Annotated in this window: 11 protein-coding genes and 1 tRNA gene; 11 read left to right on the forward strand and 1 reads right to left on the reverse strand. The window is 46.4% G+C overall.

All coding sequences use genetic code 11. The features are described 5' to 3' along the window. Positions 1 to 42 precede the first annotated feature (42 nt). The 7 genes from purC to ACSVDI_RS08300 all read left to right on the forward strand — a co-directional run bounded on the left by purC (position 43) and on the right by ACSVDI_RS08300 (position 9,304). A complete protein-coding gene (purC, locus tag ACSVDI_RS08270; protein WP_457942080.1) occupies positions 43 to 750 on the forward strand; it encodes a phosphoribosylaminoimidazolesuccinocarboxamide synthase in 708 nt (235 codons plus the stop codon). A 150-nt stretch (positions 751 to 900) separates the two neighbouring features. Further along, positions 901 to 2,340 (forward strand): amidophosphoribosyltransferase, encoded by a 1,440-nt coding sequence (purF, locus tag ACSVDI_RS08275; protein WP_457945622.1) that lies wholly within the window; start codon positions 901 to 903, stop codon positions 2,338 to 2,340. 211 nt (positions 2,341 to 2,551) lie between these two features. Next, positions 2,552 to 3,982 carry an adenylosuccinate lyase gene (gene purB / locus ACSVDI_RS08280; RefSeq protein ID WP_457942081.1) on the forward strand — a complete coding sequence of 477 codons (1,431 nt, stop codon included), beginning with the start codon at positions 2,552 to 2,554 and terminating at the stop codon, positions 3,980 to 3,982. 198 nt (positions 3,983 to 4,180) lie between these two features. Then, positions 4,181 to 5,458 (forward strand): adenylosuccinate synthase, encoded by a 1,278-nt coding sequence (locus ACSVDI_RS08285; RefSeq protein WP_457942083.1) that lies wholly within the window; start codon positions 4,181 to 4,183, stop codon positions 5,456 to 5,458. Between the two features lie 86 nt (positions 5,459 to 5,544). Then, complete coding sequence (gene glmS, locus ACSVDI_RS08290; protein ID WP_457942085.1) at positions 5,545 to 7,371, forward strand: glutamine--fructose-6-phosphate transaminase (isomerizing); 1,827 nt, start codon at positions 5,545 to 5,547, stop codon at positions 7,369 to 7,371. Between the two features lie 61 nt (positions 7,372 to 7,432). Further along, the gene (gene guaA, locus ACSVDI_RS08295) at positions 7,433 to 8,971 is read left to right on the forward strand and encodes a glutamine-hydrolyzing GMP synthase (protein ID WP_457942087.1); all 1,539 of its coding nucleotides are present in this window, start codon (positions 7,433 to 7,435) and stop codon (positions 8,969 to 8,971) included. 108 nt (positions 8,972 to 9,079) lie between these two features. Further along, a complete protein-coding gene (locus ACSVDI_RS08300) occupies positions 9,080 to 9,304 on the forward strand; it encodes a hypothetical protein (RefSeq protein WP_457942089.1) in 225 nt (74 codons plus the stop codon). Positions 9,305 to 9,946: 642 nt separating this feature from the next. Here ACSVDI_RS08300 and ACSVDI_RS08305 read toward each other — a convergent pair. Then, positions 9,947 to 10,034, reverse strand: a tRNA-Leu gene (locus tag ACSVDI_RS08305). A gap of 274 nt (positions 10,035 to 10,308) precedes the next feature. Here ACSVDI_RS08305 and ACSVDI_RS08310 point away from each other — a divergent pair. From ACSVDI_RS08310 to ACSVDI_RS08325, 4 genes are all read left to right on the forward strand, one after another. Then, on the forward strand, positions 10,309 to 11,046 hold the full coding sequence (locus ACSVDI_RS08310) for an N-acetylmuramoyl-L-alanine amidase (protein WP_457942091.1): 738 nt from the start codon (positions 10,309 to 10,311) through the stop codon (positions 11,044 to 11,046). A 52-nt stretch (positions 11,047 to 11,098) separates the two neighbouring features. Continuing rightward, positions 11,099 to 12,469 (forward strand): DNA repair protein RadA, encoded by a 1,371-nt coding sequence (gene radA, locus ACSVDI_RS08315; protein ID WP_457942093.1) that lies wholly within the window; start codon positions 11,099 to 11,101, stop codon positions 12,467 to 12,469. A 398-nt stretch (positions 12,470 to 12,867) separates the two neighbouring features. After that, positions 12,868 to 13,944 (forward strand): efflux RND transporter periplasmic adaptor subunit, encoded by a 1,077-nt coding sequence (locus ACSVDI_RS08320; protein ID WP_457942095.1) that lies wholly within the window; start codon positions 12,868 to 12,870, stop codon positions 13,942 to 13,944. After that, positions 13,937 to 15,130 (forward strand): ABC transporter permease, encoded by a 1,194-nt coding sequence (locus ACSVDI_RS08325; protein WP_457942097.1) that lies wholly within the window; start codon positions 13,937 to 13,939, stop codon positions 15,128 to 15,130. The genes ACSVDI_RS08320 and ACSVDI_RS08325 overlap by 8 nt, the downstream gene beginning before the upstream one ends. Positions 15,131 to 15,136: the final 6 nt, after the last annotated feature.

A 15,136-nucleotide genomic window follows, 5' to 3' on the forward strand; every position in this document is an offset into this window, starting at 1 on the left:
CGTAGCCAATAAATCATACCAGGAAATATGGAGGAAAGAAAAATGAAAAAATGTGAACTTCTTTATGAGGGCAAAGCGAAAAAAGTTTATGCAACCGATGACCCGAATTACTGCATTGTGGATTATAAAGACGATGCCACGGCGTTCAACGGTCAGAAAAGGGGAACTATTGTCGGAAAAGGGGTAGTAAACAATAAAATGTCTAACTACCTTTTCAAACTTCTGGAAAAGAAAGGAATTAGAACTCATTTTGTAGAAGAGCTGAGCGACCGTGAAACCCTTGTGAAGAAGGTCAAAATTGTTCCTCTGGAAGTCATTGTGCGCAATAAAGCCGCCGGCAGCCTTGCCCAGCGCCTTGGCCTTGCGGAAGGTACCTCAATGAAGTCGACAGTTCTGGAATTCTGCTACAAGAACGACGAACTGGGCGACCCGATGGTTAACGAGTATCACATTCTTGCCGCTGGCTTTGCCACAAAGGAAGAGGTTGACACCATCAGCAACATGGCGCTGAAAGTCAATGAAATCCTGAAAGAGTTTTTCCTTTCCGTCAACATTGATCTGATTGACTTTAAATTGGAATTTGGACGCTGTGCGGACGGAAGCATTATACTCGCGGATGAAATTTCACCGGATACCTGCCGCTTCTGGGATGTGAACACCCATGAAAAGCTGGATAAGGACCGCTTCCGCAGGGATCTTGGCGGCGTGGAAGAGGCTTACGCGGAGGTTCTAAAACGAATCGGCCTTTGATAAAGTCAATTTATTCTTCTGATGGTTTCTTTTCCGTACCTAAGTAACCGCTGCGGTTACCTAAAAACAGAATCTTTTGAGAGCGGAAGGCGAAAGCCTTGCAATGTGATTGACTTTTGACAGGATGGTGAGCTTTTGAACGTTTCGGGAATGGACTACGATTTCGGCAAACCGCATGAAGAGTGCGGAGTATTCGGAATTTATTCCGATGGAAAAACCAATCCGGCATACGCGGCTTACAACGGACTGTTAGCGCTGCAGCACAGGGGGCAGGAAAGCTGTGGGATTGCAGTAAACGACTGCGGCGTGGTTTCTTACCACAAAGACATGGGGCTGGTTACGGAAGTATTCAATGATAAAACGCTGAACAGCCTTACCGGCCAAATGGCAGTCGGGCATGTACGTTATTCTACCGCCGGTGCGAGCGTGCGTGAAAACGCCCAGCCCTTAGTAATGCGCTATATTAAAGGGACGCTTGCCATTGCACATAACGGTAATTTGACGAATGCCTATGAACTTCATCAGGAACTGGAGCGCAGAGGCTGTATTTTCCAGACTACGATTGATACGGAAGTCATTGCCTATATGATTGCGCGGGAACGCGTTGATGCTCCCTCCATTGAAGAAGCAGTCCGCCGCGCCCTGCCGAAAATCGAGGGTTCCTATTCTTTGATTGTGATGAGCCCGCAAAAACTCATCGCCGCGCGCGACCCCCACGGCTTTCGTCCGCTTTGTATCGGTAAAATCGACGGAACCTATGTGTTTGCGTCCGAAACCTGCGCATTGGATGCCAACGGCGCGGAGTTTGTACGCGACGTAGCGCCGGGGGAAATTGTGGTGGTGGACAAAAATGGCCTGCGCTCCATTAAGGACCCGGTGAATGCGAAAAAATCGCTCTGTGTATTTGAGTACATCTATTTTGCCCGCACCGACAGCGTAATTGATGGAATCAGCGTTTACGAAGCCCGTAAGGAAGCCGGCCGCCTGCTTGCCCGCCAGCATCCCGTGGAGGCGGACATGGTCATTGGTGTGCCGGAATCCGGTGTGGACGCGGCAATCGGCTATAGCGAGGAATCCGGGATCCCGTTCCAGAAGGGAATTGTAAAGAATACCTATATTGGTCGTACCTTTATTAAGCCGAACCAGTCAGAACGGGTACGCAGCGTGCGAATTAAGCTGAATTCCCTTGCTTCCTCCGTAAAGGGCAAGCGTGTTGTCATGTTGGACGATTCCATCGTGCGTGGAACTACCAGCGCGCACATCGTGACGATGCTGAAAGATGCAGGCGCTAAAGAAGTGCATCTGCGCATCAGCTCGCCACCGTTCCTGTGGCCCTGCTACTACGGCACGGATATCCCTTCCAAAGACGATCTGATTGCCTGCCACCATACCATTCAGGAAATCGGGGAAATGAGCTTTGCCGATTCTATTGATTTTCTGGAGTATAACAATCTGCCGAAAATGCTCGGCGGAAAATGCTCCGGTTACTGCGACGCCTGCTTTTCCGGAAAGTACCCCGCGCATGTGCCGGATTACCTGATTGCAAACAAGGATTATAATTACTGTACGCCGATTAAGCGTTTTGATTAATATCCAATTAAAAATGAAACAGTGTGAAATAAGCATTCCTGCCGCGTCCATTTTGTTCCCGACTGCTTTCGTTGGTGTATCAACCGAAAGCAGTCGGGAATTTGAGGTTAGCGCACCGGATCACGGAACTACGCGAACGGTTCGTTGGCTTTGGTAAAAATTTGAGTATAATAGAAATTAACCAATCAATTTATTTCCTGGAGGTACCGTTTTGAAAAATACTTATGAATCCCCACTGAATTCCCGCTATGCGGACGATAAAATGAAATACTTGTTCTCACCGGACAAAAAATTCCGGACCTGGAGAAAGCTTTGGATTGCTTTGGCGCAGGCGGAAAAGGAACTGGGGTTGAATATTACGCAGGAGCAGATTGATGAAATGATTCAATTTGCAGATAATATCAACTATGAAGTCGCAGAGGCAAGGGAAAAGGAAGTGCGCCACGACGTGATGGCACATGTTTACGCCTTTGGCCAGCAGTGCCCGAAAGCGAAGCCGATTATCCATTTGGGCGCCACTTCCTGCTATGTAGGCGACAATACCGATGTGATTATCATGACGGAAGCGCTGAAGCTGGTGCGGGAAAAGCTGGTCGGGGTAATCCGCGTGCTTTCTAAGTTTGCGCTGAAATACAAGTCGCTGCCAACCCTTGCGTTTACCCATTTTCAGCCGGCTCAGCCGACTACCGTTGGAAAGCGAGCTACGCTTTGGATTCAGGATTTAATGATGGATTTGGAAGATGTGGAATATCAGCTTTCCAAAGCAAAGCTGCTTGGTTCCAAGGGCACCACGGGGACGCAGGCAAGTTTCTTAGAGTTATTCGACGGGGACCATGAAAAGGTGAAAAAGCTGGATCAGCTGATTGCCGAAAAAATGGGTTATGGCTCCGTGTTTGCTGTTTCCGGCCAAACGTATTCCAGAAAGCTGGATTTCCAGATGCTTTCTATTCTGAGCGGAATCGCACAGAGCGCGGCAAAATTTTCGAATGACATCCGTCTGCTGCAGCATTTAAAGGAAGTGGAGGAGCCGTTTGAGAAAAACCAGATTGGTTCTTCTGCTATGGCCTACAAACGCAACCCCATGCGCAGCGAGCGGATCGCCTCCCTTTCCCGCTATGTAATTGTGGACAGCCTGAACCCAGCCATAACGGAAGCCACTCAGTGGTTCGAGCGGACGCTGGATGATTCCGCAAACAAGCGTATCAGTATACCGGAAGCCTTCCTTGCCGTAGATGGCATTCTGAATCTTTACAGCAATGTCGCGGACGGGCTGGTCGTTTACCCGAAGGTCATTGAACAGCATTTGCGCCGGGAACTTCCCTTTATGGCGACGGAAAACATCATGATGGATGCCGTCAAACGTGGTGCAGACCGCCAGCAGATTCACGAGCGGATTCGCGTGCACTCCATGGCCGCCGCGAAGGTGGTCAAGGAAGAGGGCGGAGAAAACGACCTTCTTACCCGAATCGCAGGGGATCCAATTTTCGGCGTGACCCTGGAAGAGCTGAATTCCATTATCAAACCGGAAAAGTATGTTGGACGTGCTCCTGAGCAAACGGAAGAATTCATTCGGGATGTTGTTATGCCCAAGCTGGAGTCCTATCATTTCATTTCCGGGGAAAAAGTGGAAATCAATCTGTAATCGGTTCCGCCTTACAAACAATATCACCGTAATAAAGCGGAAACGCTTTTCAAAATTCTGAAAAAATCTTTTATTTTGCGTTTCTCTTTGTTTTTATAAAGTTTTATGCTATTATATTAGAGTTGTCAAATACTGTCCAAATTCGGCCGCTGGGCAGTTGGTTAAAATTCCGTAGCGGCGCGGCGGAGAGAGTTCTCTATGATTAAAGCAATTGTCGGCGCAAATTGGGGCGACGAGGGCAAAGGTAAAATTACCGATGTGGAAGCTGCTCGTTCCGACATTGTCATCCGTTTTCAGGGTGGCAGCAACGCCGGTCATACTATTATTAACAATTACGGTAAATTCGCACTGCATCAATTGCCGTCCGGCGTTTTTTACAGCCATATTACCAATGTAATTGGCAACGGCGTGGCACTCAGTGTGGAAAATTTTGTGAAGGAGCTTGCTTCCCTAGAGGAACGCGGTGTTCCGAAACCGAATATAATTATTTCTGACCGTGCTCAGCTGGTAATGCCGTATCACATTCAGCTGGATACTTTTGAAGAAGCCCGACTTTCTTCTCGTTCTTTCGGTTCCACAAAATCCGGCATCGCACCGTTCTATTCCGATAAGTTTGCAAAAATCGGATTCCAGATCAGTGAGCTGTACGATGATGAGGAAAGCCTGAAGCAAAAAATTGAGCAGGTTCTGTCCGTAAAGAATACTCTGTTCGAGCACCTGTATCATCAGCCAAAGCTGACGGTAGATGAGGTCTATGCTAAACTGATGGAATATAAGGAGTTGCTTGCTCCTTATGTGGCAGATACGTTTACCTTCTTGCACAAGGCGGTGGCAGAGGGTAAAAACATTCTGCTGGAAGGTCAGCTCGGCGCACTGAAAGACCCCGATTTCGGAATTTACCCCATGGTAACATCCTCTTCCACTCTGGCGGCATATGGCGCCATCGGTGCCGGACTTCCGCCTTATGAGATTAAGGAAATCATCACTGTGGTAAAGGCGTATTCCAGTGCTGTTGGCGCAGGCGAATTCGTCAGTGAAATTTTCGGGGAGGAAGCCGATGAACTGCGGCGCAGAGGCGGCGACGGCGGGGAATACGGCGCAACGACAGGGCGTCCGCGCAGAATGGGCTGGCTGGACTTGGTGGCTTCCCGTTACGGCTGCCAGGTGCAGGGTGCGACTTCCGTTGCAATGACGGTGCTTGATGTTTTAGGGTATCTGGATGAGATTCCGGTTTGCGTTGCGTATGAGCTGGACGGCAAGCGTATTGACCATTTCCCGACTACCGTTGAGCTGCGGCGCTGCAAGCCGATTTTAGAAAAGCTACCCGGCTGGAAATGCGACATTCGCGGGATTAAAAAATATGAGGATCTCCCGGAAAATACACGTAAATACATTGAATTCGCGGAACGTGCAATCGGCGTGCCGATTCACATGGTCTCGAACGGACCATCGCGCGAGGATATTATTTACAGGTAAATCAAAGGCAGTAAGGAAGCGCCAACATTTCCAATGGCTTTGTTGGCGCTTGCTAATTTTATTAATGCCGAAGAAGGTGCATTATAATGTGTGGTATTGTTGGTTATATTGGTGAAGATCAGGCGGCCCCGATTTTGCTGAATGGGTTGGAAAAGTTGGAGTACCGAGGATATGATTCCGCCGGGGTTGCCGTTTATGATGGAACTTCGCTTCAGGTTGTAAAAGCAAAGGGAAGACTGAAAATTTTAAGCGGTATGATTGACGGCGGCAAGGATGTTCCCGGAACGGTCGGAATCGGCCATACGAGATGGGCAACCCACGGAAAGCCGTCCGATATCAATTCGCATCCGCAAGTCAGCGATTCCGGTAAATTCGCGGTTGTGCATAACGGAATTATCGAGAATTATCTTGCGCTAAAAGATTACTTAATAAAAAAGGGCGTTAACTTTGTTTCGGAAACCGATACTGAAGTAATTGCTCAGCTTTTGGAATACTATTACAAAGGCGATATTCTGGATGCGGTGACTAGGGTTATCCGCAAAGTAGAAGGTTCTTATGCGCTTGGAATCATCTGCGAGGATCAGCCAGACCAGCTGTTTGCGGTGCGGAAAGACAGCCCGCTGATTGTCGGCTTGGGGAAAAACGAAAACTTCATTGCATCTGATATTCCGGCTATCTTAAGTAAGACCCGCGACATCTACCGTCTGAACGACGATGAAATAGCTGTTTTGAAACGCGACAGCGTAATGGTTTATAATCTCGATAAGGAAATCGTAACCAAAGAGCCGGTCCATATTGAATGGGATATTTCCGCCGCGGAAAAGGGCGGTTACGAGCACTTTATGGCCAAGGAAATTATGGAACAGCCCAAGGCGGTGCGTGATACGATTTCGCCCCGAATCAAAAACGGCAGAGTGGTTTTGGATAACATTACCCTGACGGAAGAGCAAATCCGGAATTTCTCTAAGATTTTCATCGTTGCCTGCGGCTCCGCCTATCATGTGGGTGTGGTGGCAAAATATGTACTGGAAAAGGTCACGCGGATTCCGGTTGAGGTTGACGTGGCTTCGGAGTTCCGTTATCGTGAGCCGATTATCGACGATTCCGTGCTGGTCTTGGTCATTAGCCAGTCGGGGGAAACCGCAGATACATTGGCTGCCATGCGGGAAGCAAAACGTTTGGGAGCTCGCACGATTTCCATTGTCAATGTGGTTGGCAGTTCCATTGCAAACGATTCCGATGACGTTATCTACACCTGGGCCGGTCCGGAAATCGCAGTTGCGACGACAAAGGCTTACAGCACACAGCTTGCAGTTGTATATCTGCTTGCCGTGTATCTGGGTGATAAACTGGGAAAACTGACCGCACAAGAGTATTCCTATTACGTTTCTCAGTTGCAGAGCCTGCCGGAAAAAATCACGGAAGTTCTCAGCAATAAATCCCAAATTCAGTATCTGGCCTCGCAGTTCTTCAACGCCAAGGATATTTTCTTTATCGGCCGCAATCTGGACTATGCTATGTCATTGGAAGGTTCTTTGAAGCTGAAAGAAATTTCCTACATTCATTCGGAAGCTTATGCTGCCGGTGAATTAAAGCATGGTACGATTTCGCTGATTGAAGAGGGCACCTTGGTGGTTGCGCTTGCCACACAGCAGACTTTGTTTGATAAAATGATGAGCAATGTCAAGGAAGTCAAGGCGCGCGGCGCGGTTGTTTTGGGCCTTACAACCGAAAACAACACAACCATAGAGGAACAGGCTGACCACTTTATTTACATTCCTCAAATCTGCGATATTATGCTGCCTTCGCTGGCGGTAATTCCATTGCAGTTGTTTGCTTATTTTGTCGCCTCCATGAAGGGCTGCGACATTGATAAACCCCGCAATCTGGCCAAATCTGTAACCGTTGAATAATGTTTCATGTTGCAGGATGACCGCGCTGATGAGCGGAATAGAAAAGAATGGTGATTCAATAATGACTCAAAACGAAGCGGTACTCATTCTCGATTTCGGCGGGCAGTATAGTCAATTAATCGCACGCCGTGTACGTGATCTCAATGTGTATTGTGAAATTAAATCTTATAAAACCACCGCCGATCAAATCAGCGCGGCTGGATATAAAGGTATTATTTTTTCCGGTGGGCCGGATACTGTCTATGATGAAAATGCGCCCAAATGTGACCCGAAAATCTTTGAACTCGGGATTCCAGTTCTAGGTATATGTTACGGCGCCCAGCTAATGGCTTACGAGCTTGGCGGCTCGGTAGAAAGTGCGAAGGTTCGCGAGTATGGAAAAACCGACGTAACCTTCCAGACCGATTCCTCTCTGTTCCAGGGTGTGAAAGAGCGGTCGGTCTGCTGGATGAGCCATACTATATACATTGCAAAGGTACCCGAAGGATTCCGAGTAACTGCTACCAGTGAAACATGCCCCACCGCTGCGATGGAGAATGCAGGTAAACGCCTTTATGCGCTTCAGTTCCATCCCGAAGTGGAGCACACCGAGCAGGGCAAAGAACTGCTGCGCAACTTCCTGTACAGCATCTGTGGCTGCTCCGGCGACTGGGTTATGGCTTCTTTTGCTGCCACAACGATTGAACAGATTAAAAAGACAGTAGGGGATAAAAAGGTAATCTGCGCGCTTTCCGGAGGGGTGGATTCTTCGGTTGCCGCTCTGCTGGTTCATAAAGCAATCGGTAAAAACCTTACCTGCATCTTTGTCGACCACGGATTCCTTCGGAAGAACGAAGGAGACGATGTGGAACGTGTGTTCCGCCAGCAGTTTGACATGAACCTGATTCGTGTGAACGCGCAGGAACGGTTTATGGAGAAACTAAAAGGTGTCACGGAGCCGGAGCGAAAGCGCAAAATTATCGGCGAAGAGTTCATCCGTGTATTCGAAGATGAAGCAAAAAAAATCCGCCATGCGGAATTCCTATGCCAGGGTACTATCTACCCAGATGTAGTGGAAAGCGGAACGGGCGACGCTGCCGTTATTAAGAGTCACCACAATGTGGGAGGCCTGCCAAAGGATGTGGGCTTTACGGGCCTTGTGGAGCCTTTGCGCAACCTGTTTAAGGATGAAGTCCGCAAAGTCGGCCTGGAACTTGGCATTCCGCCCTTCTTAGTCTGGCGTCAGCCGTTCCCGGGGCCGGGGCTTGCCATCCGCATTATGGGGGAAATTACACCGCAGAAGCTGGACATTCTGAAAGACGCGGATGCAATTTTCCGTGAGGAGATCGCAGCAGCCGGGCTGGATCGCTCCATTAATCAATATTTTGCCGTTCTGACCGGAATTAAGAGCGTTGGTGTAATGGGGGACGGAAGGACCTATGATTACACGATAGCGCTCCGCGCTGTCACGACTTCCGACTTCATGACCGCCGACTGGGCGCGGATTCCTTATGATCTTCTGGAAAGAGTCTCTAACCGTATTGTAAATGAGGTTAAATCTGTAAACCGCATTGTTTACGATATTACTTCAAAGCCACCGGCAACCATTGAGTGGGAATAAACAACACAAAGCCACAAATCCAGAAACTATGCGGGTTTGTGGCTTTAAATTTAAGCTGATGGCTCTAAAATGGTTCTATTATCTGTGAGAAGGTGGAGAAGCTGACTAATGTTTGGGCAGGAGATTATTGAAATTCCAATTTACCGATGTTCTAAAGAAGAGCATTATGCTCAATGCCAGAAAGAGATTGAAAAAAGCATGTTAAAGTTCCGGGAGCCGATAGAGGATAATGTTCGTCAGTATTTAGATGAACATTATAAGACCCCTTGGAATTATAATGAGGTCATTCGTTGGCTTGTAATTTACCGACAAGGAATCGATTTAGTTGTATAACCCAAAAAAACTCGTGTCACGAATAAAAAAGTCGTATCAAAAATAAAAAAGTTGTGTTAAAAGTCATGGTGAAAATAGGGTAGAAAACCTTATTGGTGAATAATACAAATAAACTCCACTCCGTAATAATAAACTTCGCTCTATAAAAATAAAGTTCGTTCCAAAATCCCGTAGTCGAAGCAGGAAAAATCCTGAACGGCTGCGGGGTTTGTTTTTTTGTTGAGTTAGGGTTAAGTGATAATGGATTAGGCTCAAGGCATTGATTATAAAAGGATTGAGAGTATTATATATTGATACCGGAATTGAAAAAATATTTGAAGGAACACATGGGAAAATGCAACCTTATACCTTTTCCCTTGCACCTTATCCCTAAAAAGAACCGACTTTATTTTAAAAATTGTTACAAAAATTAAGGAATAAATGTTATTAAATGGAATGAAAATATTGAATTTTAGAGCGGACTTTATTATCTGGAAGAGATTAGGAGAATAGGGTTAAGACTAGAAGGCATAAGGGTTTGAGGGAAAGTGGTTTGGAGCGGAGTTTATTTTAAATATACAGTTGACCAAATGTGCGAGCAAGGTATAATACAAAAAACAGGCTAAAACAGATACCATCGCATCTTTTTTAGCCTGATCACTTTGGTGCGAGGGGGGGGACTTGAACCCCCATGAACTAAGCGTTCACTAGAACCTGAATCTAGCGCGTCTGCCAATTCCGCCACTCTCGCATTTATTTACTTTTTGTCTTGGCGCTTTGTCTTGGCGCCACCGCGTCGCGACTTGATTATAATATCATATACTGTTTTATCTGTCAATACTATATTGCCAAAAAATTTTAAAAAATAACTTTTTTACTAGTACGCGCTCAAGAATTGATAAAATGAGTGTGAAAAGCTGTTGGATGGACGGCATTCAAAGCTGAAATTAATTGCGTTCCATGAACCGTGTGATTCATACATATCTAAAAATACCTTTTGCATATAGATGCAAGGGGTGATAGCAGTGAAAGAAAAAAGGACCTCCATTGTACCAATTGCCGTATTAATTCTTTGCTGTTTGGCATTTTTACTACTCTCGTATCTTTCCTGTGATAGGATTGATAAAATGGCGTCAGCACTCGTGGGGGACCAGCTTCCTACCATTGTAATTGACCCCGGGCATGGTGGGGAAGATGGCGGTGCCAGTGGAAAGAACACCATGTTGGAAAAGGATGTCAATCTTGCCGTTGCAACCAATCTGCAGAAGCTTTTCGAGGCTTCAGGGTATCATGTGGTAATGACCCGGACGACGGACGTTTCCATTAATGATGAAGGCCTTGGGACCATAAGGGAACGAAAAGTTAGTGATCTGCATAACCGTCTGAAACTGCTAGAATCCCAGGGGGACTGTATTTTTATCAGTGTTCATCAAAACTACTTTGAACAGAGTCAGTATTATGGAACGCAAGTGTTCTATTCCACTAAAAATCCCGCCAGCAAAGAAATAGCAGAAAGCATCAAAAGCCGAGTGGTATCCTTGCTGCAGCCGGAAAATAAACGGGAAACTAAGCCTGCCGATCGCTCTATTTATTTGCTTTGGAATGCAAAGGTTCCCGCTGTGCTGGTGGAATGCGGATTCCTGTCCAATCCCCCGGAAGCGGCCAAACTGAAAGACCCCGCATACCAGCAGAAAATGGCCTTTGCTATTTATTGCGGTATGCAGGATTACATACACGAAACCTATGGAAGCGGAACCTTGTAAGATCAGGAAAATTCCTATATAATGAAGAAAACGTTAAAAAGAGGAACGAAAAATGGCTTCCAAATCAAAGAGCGTATATATTTGTTCGGAATGCGGATTTGAGTCCGCAAAATGGTATGGGAAGTGCCCCGGGTGCGGCCAATGGAACACCATGAATGAAGAAATCAAGGAAATTGTGCCGGCAAAATCGGCTGTTTCCGTGTTGAGCAGAAGCGGGGCGCGCCCGATGCCGATCAGCAACATCAGCACGCAGGAAGAAGCAAGGTATCACACCGGCTTATCTGAATTGGACCGCGTGCTTGGCGGCGGTATTGTAAAGGGTTCGCTGATTTTAATTAGCGGCGAGCCAGGCATCGGAAAATCCACCATATTGCTGCAGATATGCGAATACCTAGGAAAAGAACTGAAAATCCTGTATGTATCGGGGGAAGAATCCAGCCGACAGATTAAACTGCGGGCTACCCGATTAGGCGTACAAAGCGACAATCTTTATATTTTGACGGAAACGGATATTCAATATGTAATTGAGCAGATTCGGGAAGAAAAACCGGATTTGGTAATGATTGATTCCATTCAAACCATGAACTTTACCGATTTGAATTCCTCACCCGGGAGTGTCACGCAGGTTCGGGAATGCACAAACGCCGTTATGAGGGCGATTAAAGCACTGGAAATTCCAACGATTTTGGTTGGTCACGTCAATAAGGACGGCGCCATAGCAGGGCCGAAGGTACTGGAGCATATTGTGGACGCCGTGCTTTATTTTGAAGGGGATCGGCAGATGTCATACCGTATTCTGCGTGCGGTCAAAAACCGTTACGGTTCCACAAATGAAATTGGTGTGTTTGACATGGGCGACAGCGGCCTCCAGCAGGTGGACAACCCTTCCCAGGCACTTTTAGCCGGGCGCCCAAAAAACGTTTCCGGTACGTGCGTTACGTGCGTAATTGAGGGTTCCCGACCCATTTTAGCGGAAATACAAGGCCTTGCCACCACAACCGGTTTCGGTAATCCGAGAAGAATGGCCACGGGATTTGATTATAACCGGATGAATTTACTGCTGGCTGTTCTGGAAAAGCGCGCTGGTTTTTACTTTTCCAATCTGGACGCATACGTAAATGTCGTCGGCGGATTAAGGCTGGATGAGCCGGCGACTGACTTAGCCGTTGCCATGTCGCTGGTATCCAGCCTGAAAGACACGCCGATTCGCGATGATGCGATTGTATTTGGGGAGATCGGATTGGCCGGCGAAATTCGTTCCGTCACGAATATTGAGGCGAGAATCGGGGAAGCCGCACGTTTGGGCTTCAAAAAATGCATTTTACCTTACCATAATAAAAAACAACTTACCGGAAAATTTGGAGATATGGATTTAGTTGGCGTCAAAGATGTGCGGTCGGCGTTTGAAGCGTCGATTGAGTAGGGGACGTAGGAGTTCTCGGGGTCACTTTAATACAATGTACACAGCCATCACCAGTATAATTTGTGATTGCGGAGGGCATTTCCAAACTACAATATCCGTCGTGCTGATAAATGCAGTCGATATCGCATTGAATGATGCTCATATGTCTATCACCTCATTAGTATTTTTCTGAATCTAAAACGAATTTATTCATGGAAACAATCGAAATTTATACAAAGCTGTGTTTGGAAAAATAAGAAGTCATCATTCGGAAAAAATATGAGGTGACAATAAAATACTGAGCAAAATAGGGAGTCCTTTCGATACGCATAACCTGGATTAAATTTGCTGATTTTACAAACAAAGCCTAATATTTTCCCTTTGTCTTCATAAAATAACCGAAGACGGAGGGATGAGTAATGAAAAAGTATGTGATGCTATTTACCTTTACATTTATTGCAGTAGGAAGTATGGTGATTATTAGCGTTATTTCTCGAAATGCCGTGGTTCCAGTCAATGCTGTAAAGGTAAATGCAATTACAGTGGAAAATTCCGTAACTTGTACCGGCAGGGTCGAACGCATTGCGTCTACAACGGTACGTTCCACGGACAGCGGAACGGTTAATGGCGTTTTTGTCAAAACGGGCGATAAGGTTCGTGTTGGGCAGCCGCTGTTAGCCATTCAAACCATAGATCATTCCTTGTCTTCGTCTTCCAGCTCCGTTGTTCCTGGGCTGCCCAGTGGATTAGCCAGCGGGTTGCCCAGCGTTCTGCCGGATGATTATGAAAGTCTGTTAAGTCTTTACGGAAATCGGCTTTCTTCCGAAAACAGTAAGGCTTCTTCCGAATCATCTGCACCGGTTAAAAATGTCAAAACGATTGTTTCTCCCGTAGAGGGCGAGATCACTTCCATTTCCGTTGCAGATCAAAGCTATGTATCTTCCGGCACATCTGTCGCAGTAATTGCCGATAAAAATGGGCTGCAGGTTCGTCTTTCCGTGAATGAATCTCAAATATCCGATATTAAGATTGGACAGAAAGCCGTCATTACGGGTGTTGGTTTTAAAAATTCCACCTACACGGGTAAGGTGGAAAGCATTTCAACTGAAGCAAAGCAGGAGATTACCGGGACAGGCCAGGAAACCGTAGTAGAAGTTATTGTAAGCGTTGAGAATGCGAAGGAGGATATTAAACCGGGCTATACCGCAAAGGTAAAAATTATTACATCGCAGGATAGTAATGTACTTGTCGTGCCCTACGAGGCCGTAAGAGCCGATAAAAATGGAAGTGAGTATGTTTTTAAGGTCGAAGGGAATCAGGCGGTGAAAACGCCGATTACTACGCGACAGGAATATGACAGCGGCTTTGAGGTGACCAAAGGCCTGAAGAATCATGATTTGGTTGTCGAAAGTCCGGACGAACTTTCCAATGGAGCCCGGGTGATTTTGAATTCGGCTGATGACAGCGGGAAGAACCAGGTGAGCTCGGATGATTGATTTATTAAAATCCGCTTTTCATAATATTGGACGAAAACGTTCCCGCACAATGCTGACCATTTTGGGAATCGGAATCGGCGTGGCTTCCGTGGTGATCATAGGGAATATAAGCCAATGCGGAACAAATGTTCTTTACAATGAGATGGACAGTCTTGGCTTGAGCGGATTGTCCATTGCAGCCTCTGCCGATGCCAAACCAAACACGGTTTCGCTGAATGAATTCGATCTGAAGTTGGTGCAGAATGCAGATCAGGTCATACAGGCAGCTCCGGTCATTGTTCAAACAACCGATATTTCGGTTCGCAAAGTGAATACCAAAGCGGTAGTCTGGGGAATCGACACAAAAGCCAGCCAGATTATATCCATTAATCTTTTATATGGGCGGCTATTTAATCAAATGGACATTAAGTCCAACGCAAATGTTTGTTTGGTTGACGAAAAATTTTCTCAGAATGCATATTCAAGGAGCAATATCATCGGAAAAAAGGTTTCCATTCTTTGTGGCGGTGCAATGGAAGAATTTACTGTAGTTGGAATTATCAAAACCGGTACCGGACTTCTTCAGAATATTATTGGCGATTATGTGCCTACCTTTGTCTATGTTCCTTATACCACGATTCAGTCAGCGGTGGGGCGGAGCGATTTTGATCAGATTGCTGTAAAAATTCAACAGGGAGCAAACGTAGATGAAATTGGGAAGAAGCTTACAGACAGTTTGAATCATTATAACGGAACAAAAGACGCGTTTATTTCTAATAATCTTGCAAAGCAAAGGGACGGGCTGTCCAACATTTTAAATATTATGACCTTAATTCTTACCGCCATCGGGGGGATATCCCTGTTGGTGGCCAGCCTCAGTATCATGACGGTTATGCTGGTTTCCGTGAATGAACGTACACGGGAAATTGGCATAAAAAAAGCGATTGGAGCAGGTAAGGGTTCTATTATGCTAGAATTTTTGTTCGAAGCAGTACTGATCTCTGTTATTGGCTGCTTCACAGGTTTATTAGTCGGTTATGCTGTATCTTATGCAGGAGCTGCGTTTTTTCGAGTCACGTTGAGCCCGCGCATGGATATTATATGGACGGCAATGGCATTTTCCATTCTGACGGGTACTGCGTTCGGCGTGTATCCCGCCTATAAAGCAGCCTGCCTGAAACCGGTCGATGCATTAAGACAGGAGTAAAACAAA

The sequence above is a fragment of the Caproiciproducens sp. LBM24188 genome, assembly GCF_054130445.1.

Bases quoted from the DNA above. Each gene is read 5' to 3' on its own strand.
- purC (WP_457942080.1), top strand. From the start codon at position 43: ATGAAAAAATGTGAACTTCTTTATGAGGGCAAAGCGAAAAAAGTTTAT.
- purF (WP_457945622.1), top strand. From the start codon at position 901: ATGGACTACGATTTCGGCAAACCGCATGAAGAGTGCGGAGTATTCGGA.
- ACSVDI_RS08285 (WP_457942083.1), top strand. From the start codon at position 4,181: ATGATTAAAGCAATTGTCGGCGCAAATTGGGGCGACGAGGGCAAAGGT.
- glmS (WP_457942085.1), top strand. From the start codon at position 5,545: ATGTGTGGTATTGTTGGTTATATTGGTGAAGATCAGGCGGCCCCGATT.
- guaA (WP_457942087.1), top strand. From the start codon at position 7,433: ATGACTCAAAACGAAGCGGTACTCATTCTCGATTTCGGCGGGCAGTAT.
- ACSVDI_RS08300 (WP_457942089.1), top strand. From the start codon at position 9,080: ATGTTTGGGCAGGAGATTATTGAAATTCCAATTTACCGATGTTCTAAA.
- radA (WP_457942093.1), top strand. From the start codon at position 11,099: ATGGCTTCCAAATCAAAGAGCGTATATATTTGTTCGGAATGCGGATTT.
- ACSVDI_RS08320 (WP_457942095.1), top strand. From the start codon at position 12,868: ATGAAAAAGTATGTGATGCTATTTACCTTTACATTTATTGCAGTAGGA.
- ACSVDI_RS08325 (WP_457942097.1), top strand. From the start codon at position 13,937: ATGATTGATTTATTAAAATCCGCTTTTCATAATATTGGACGAAAACGT.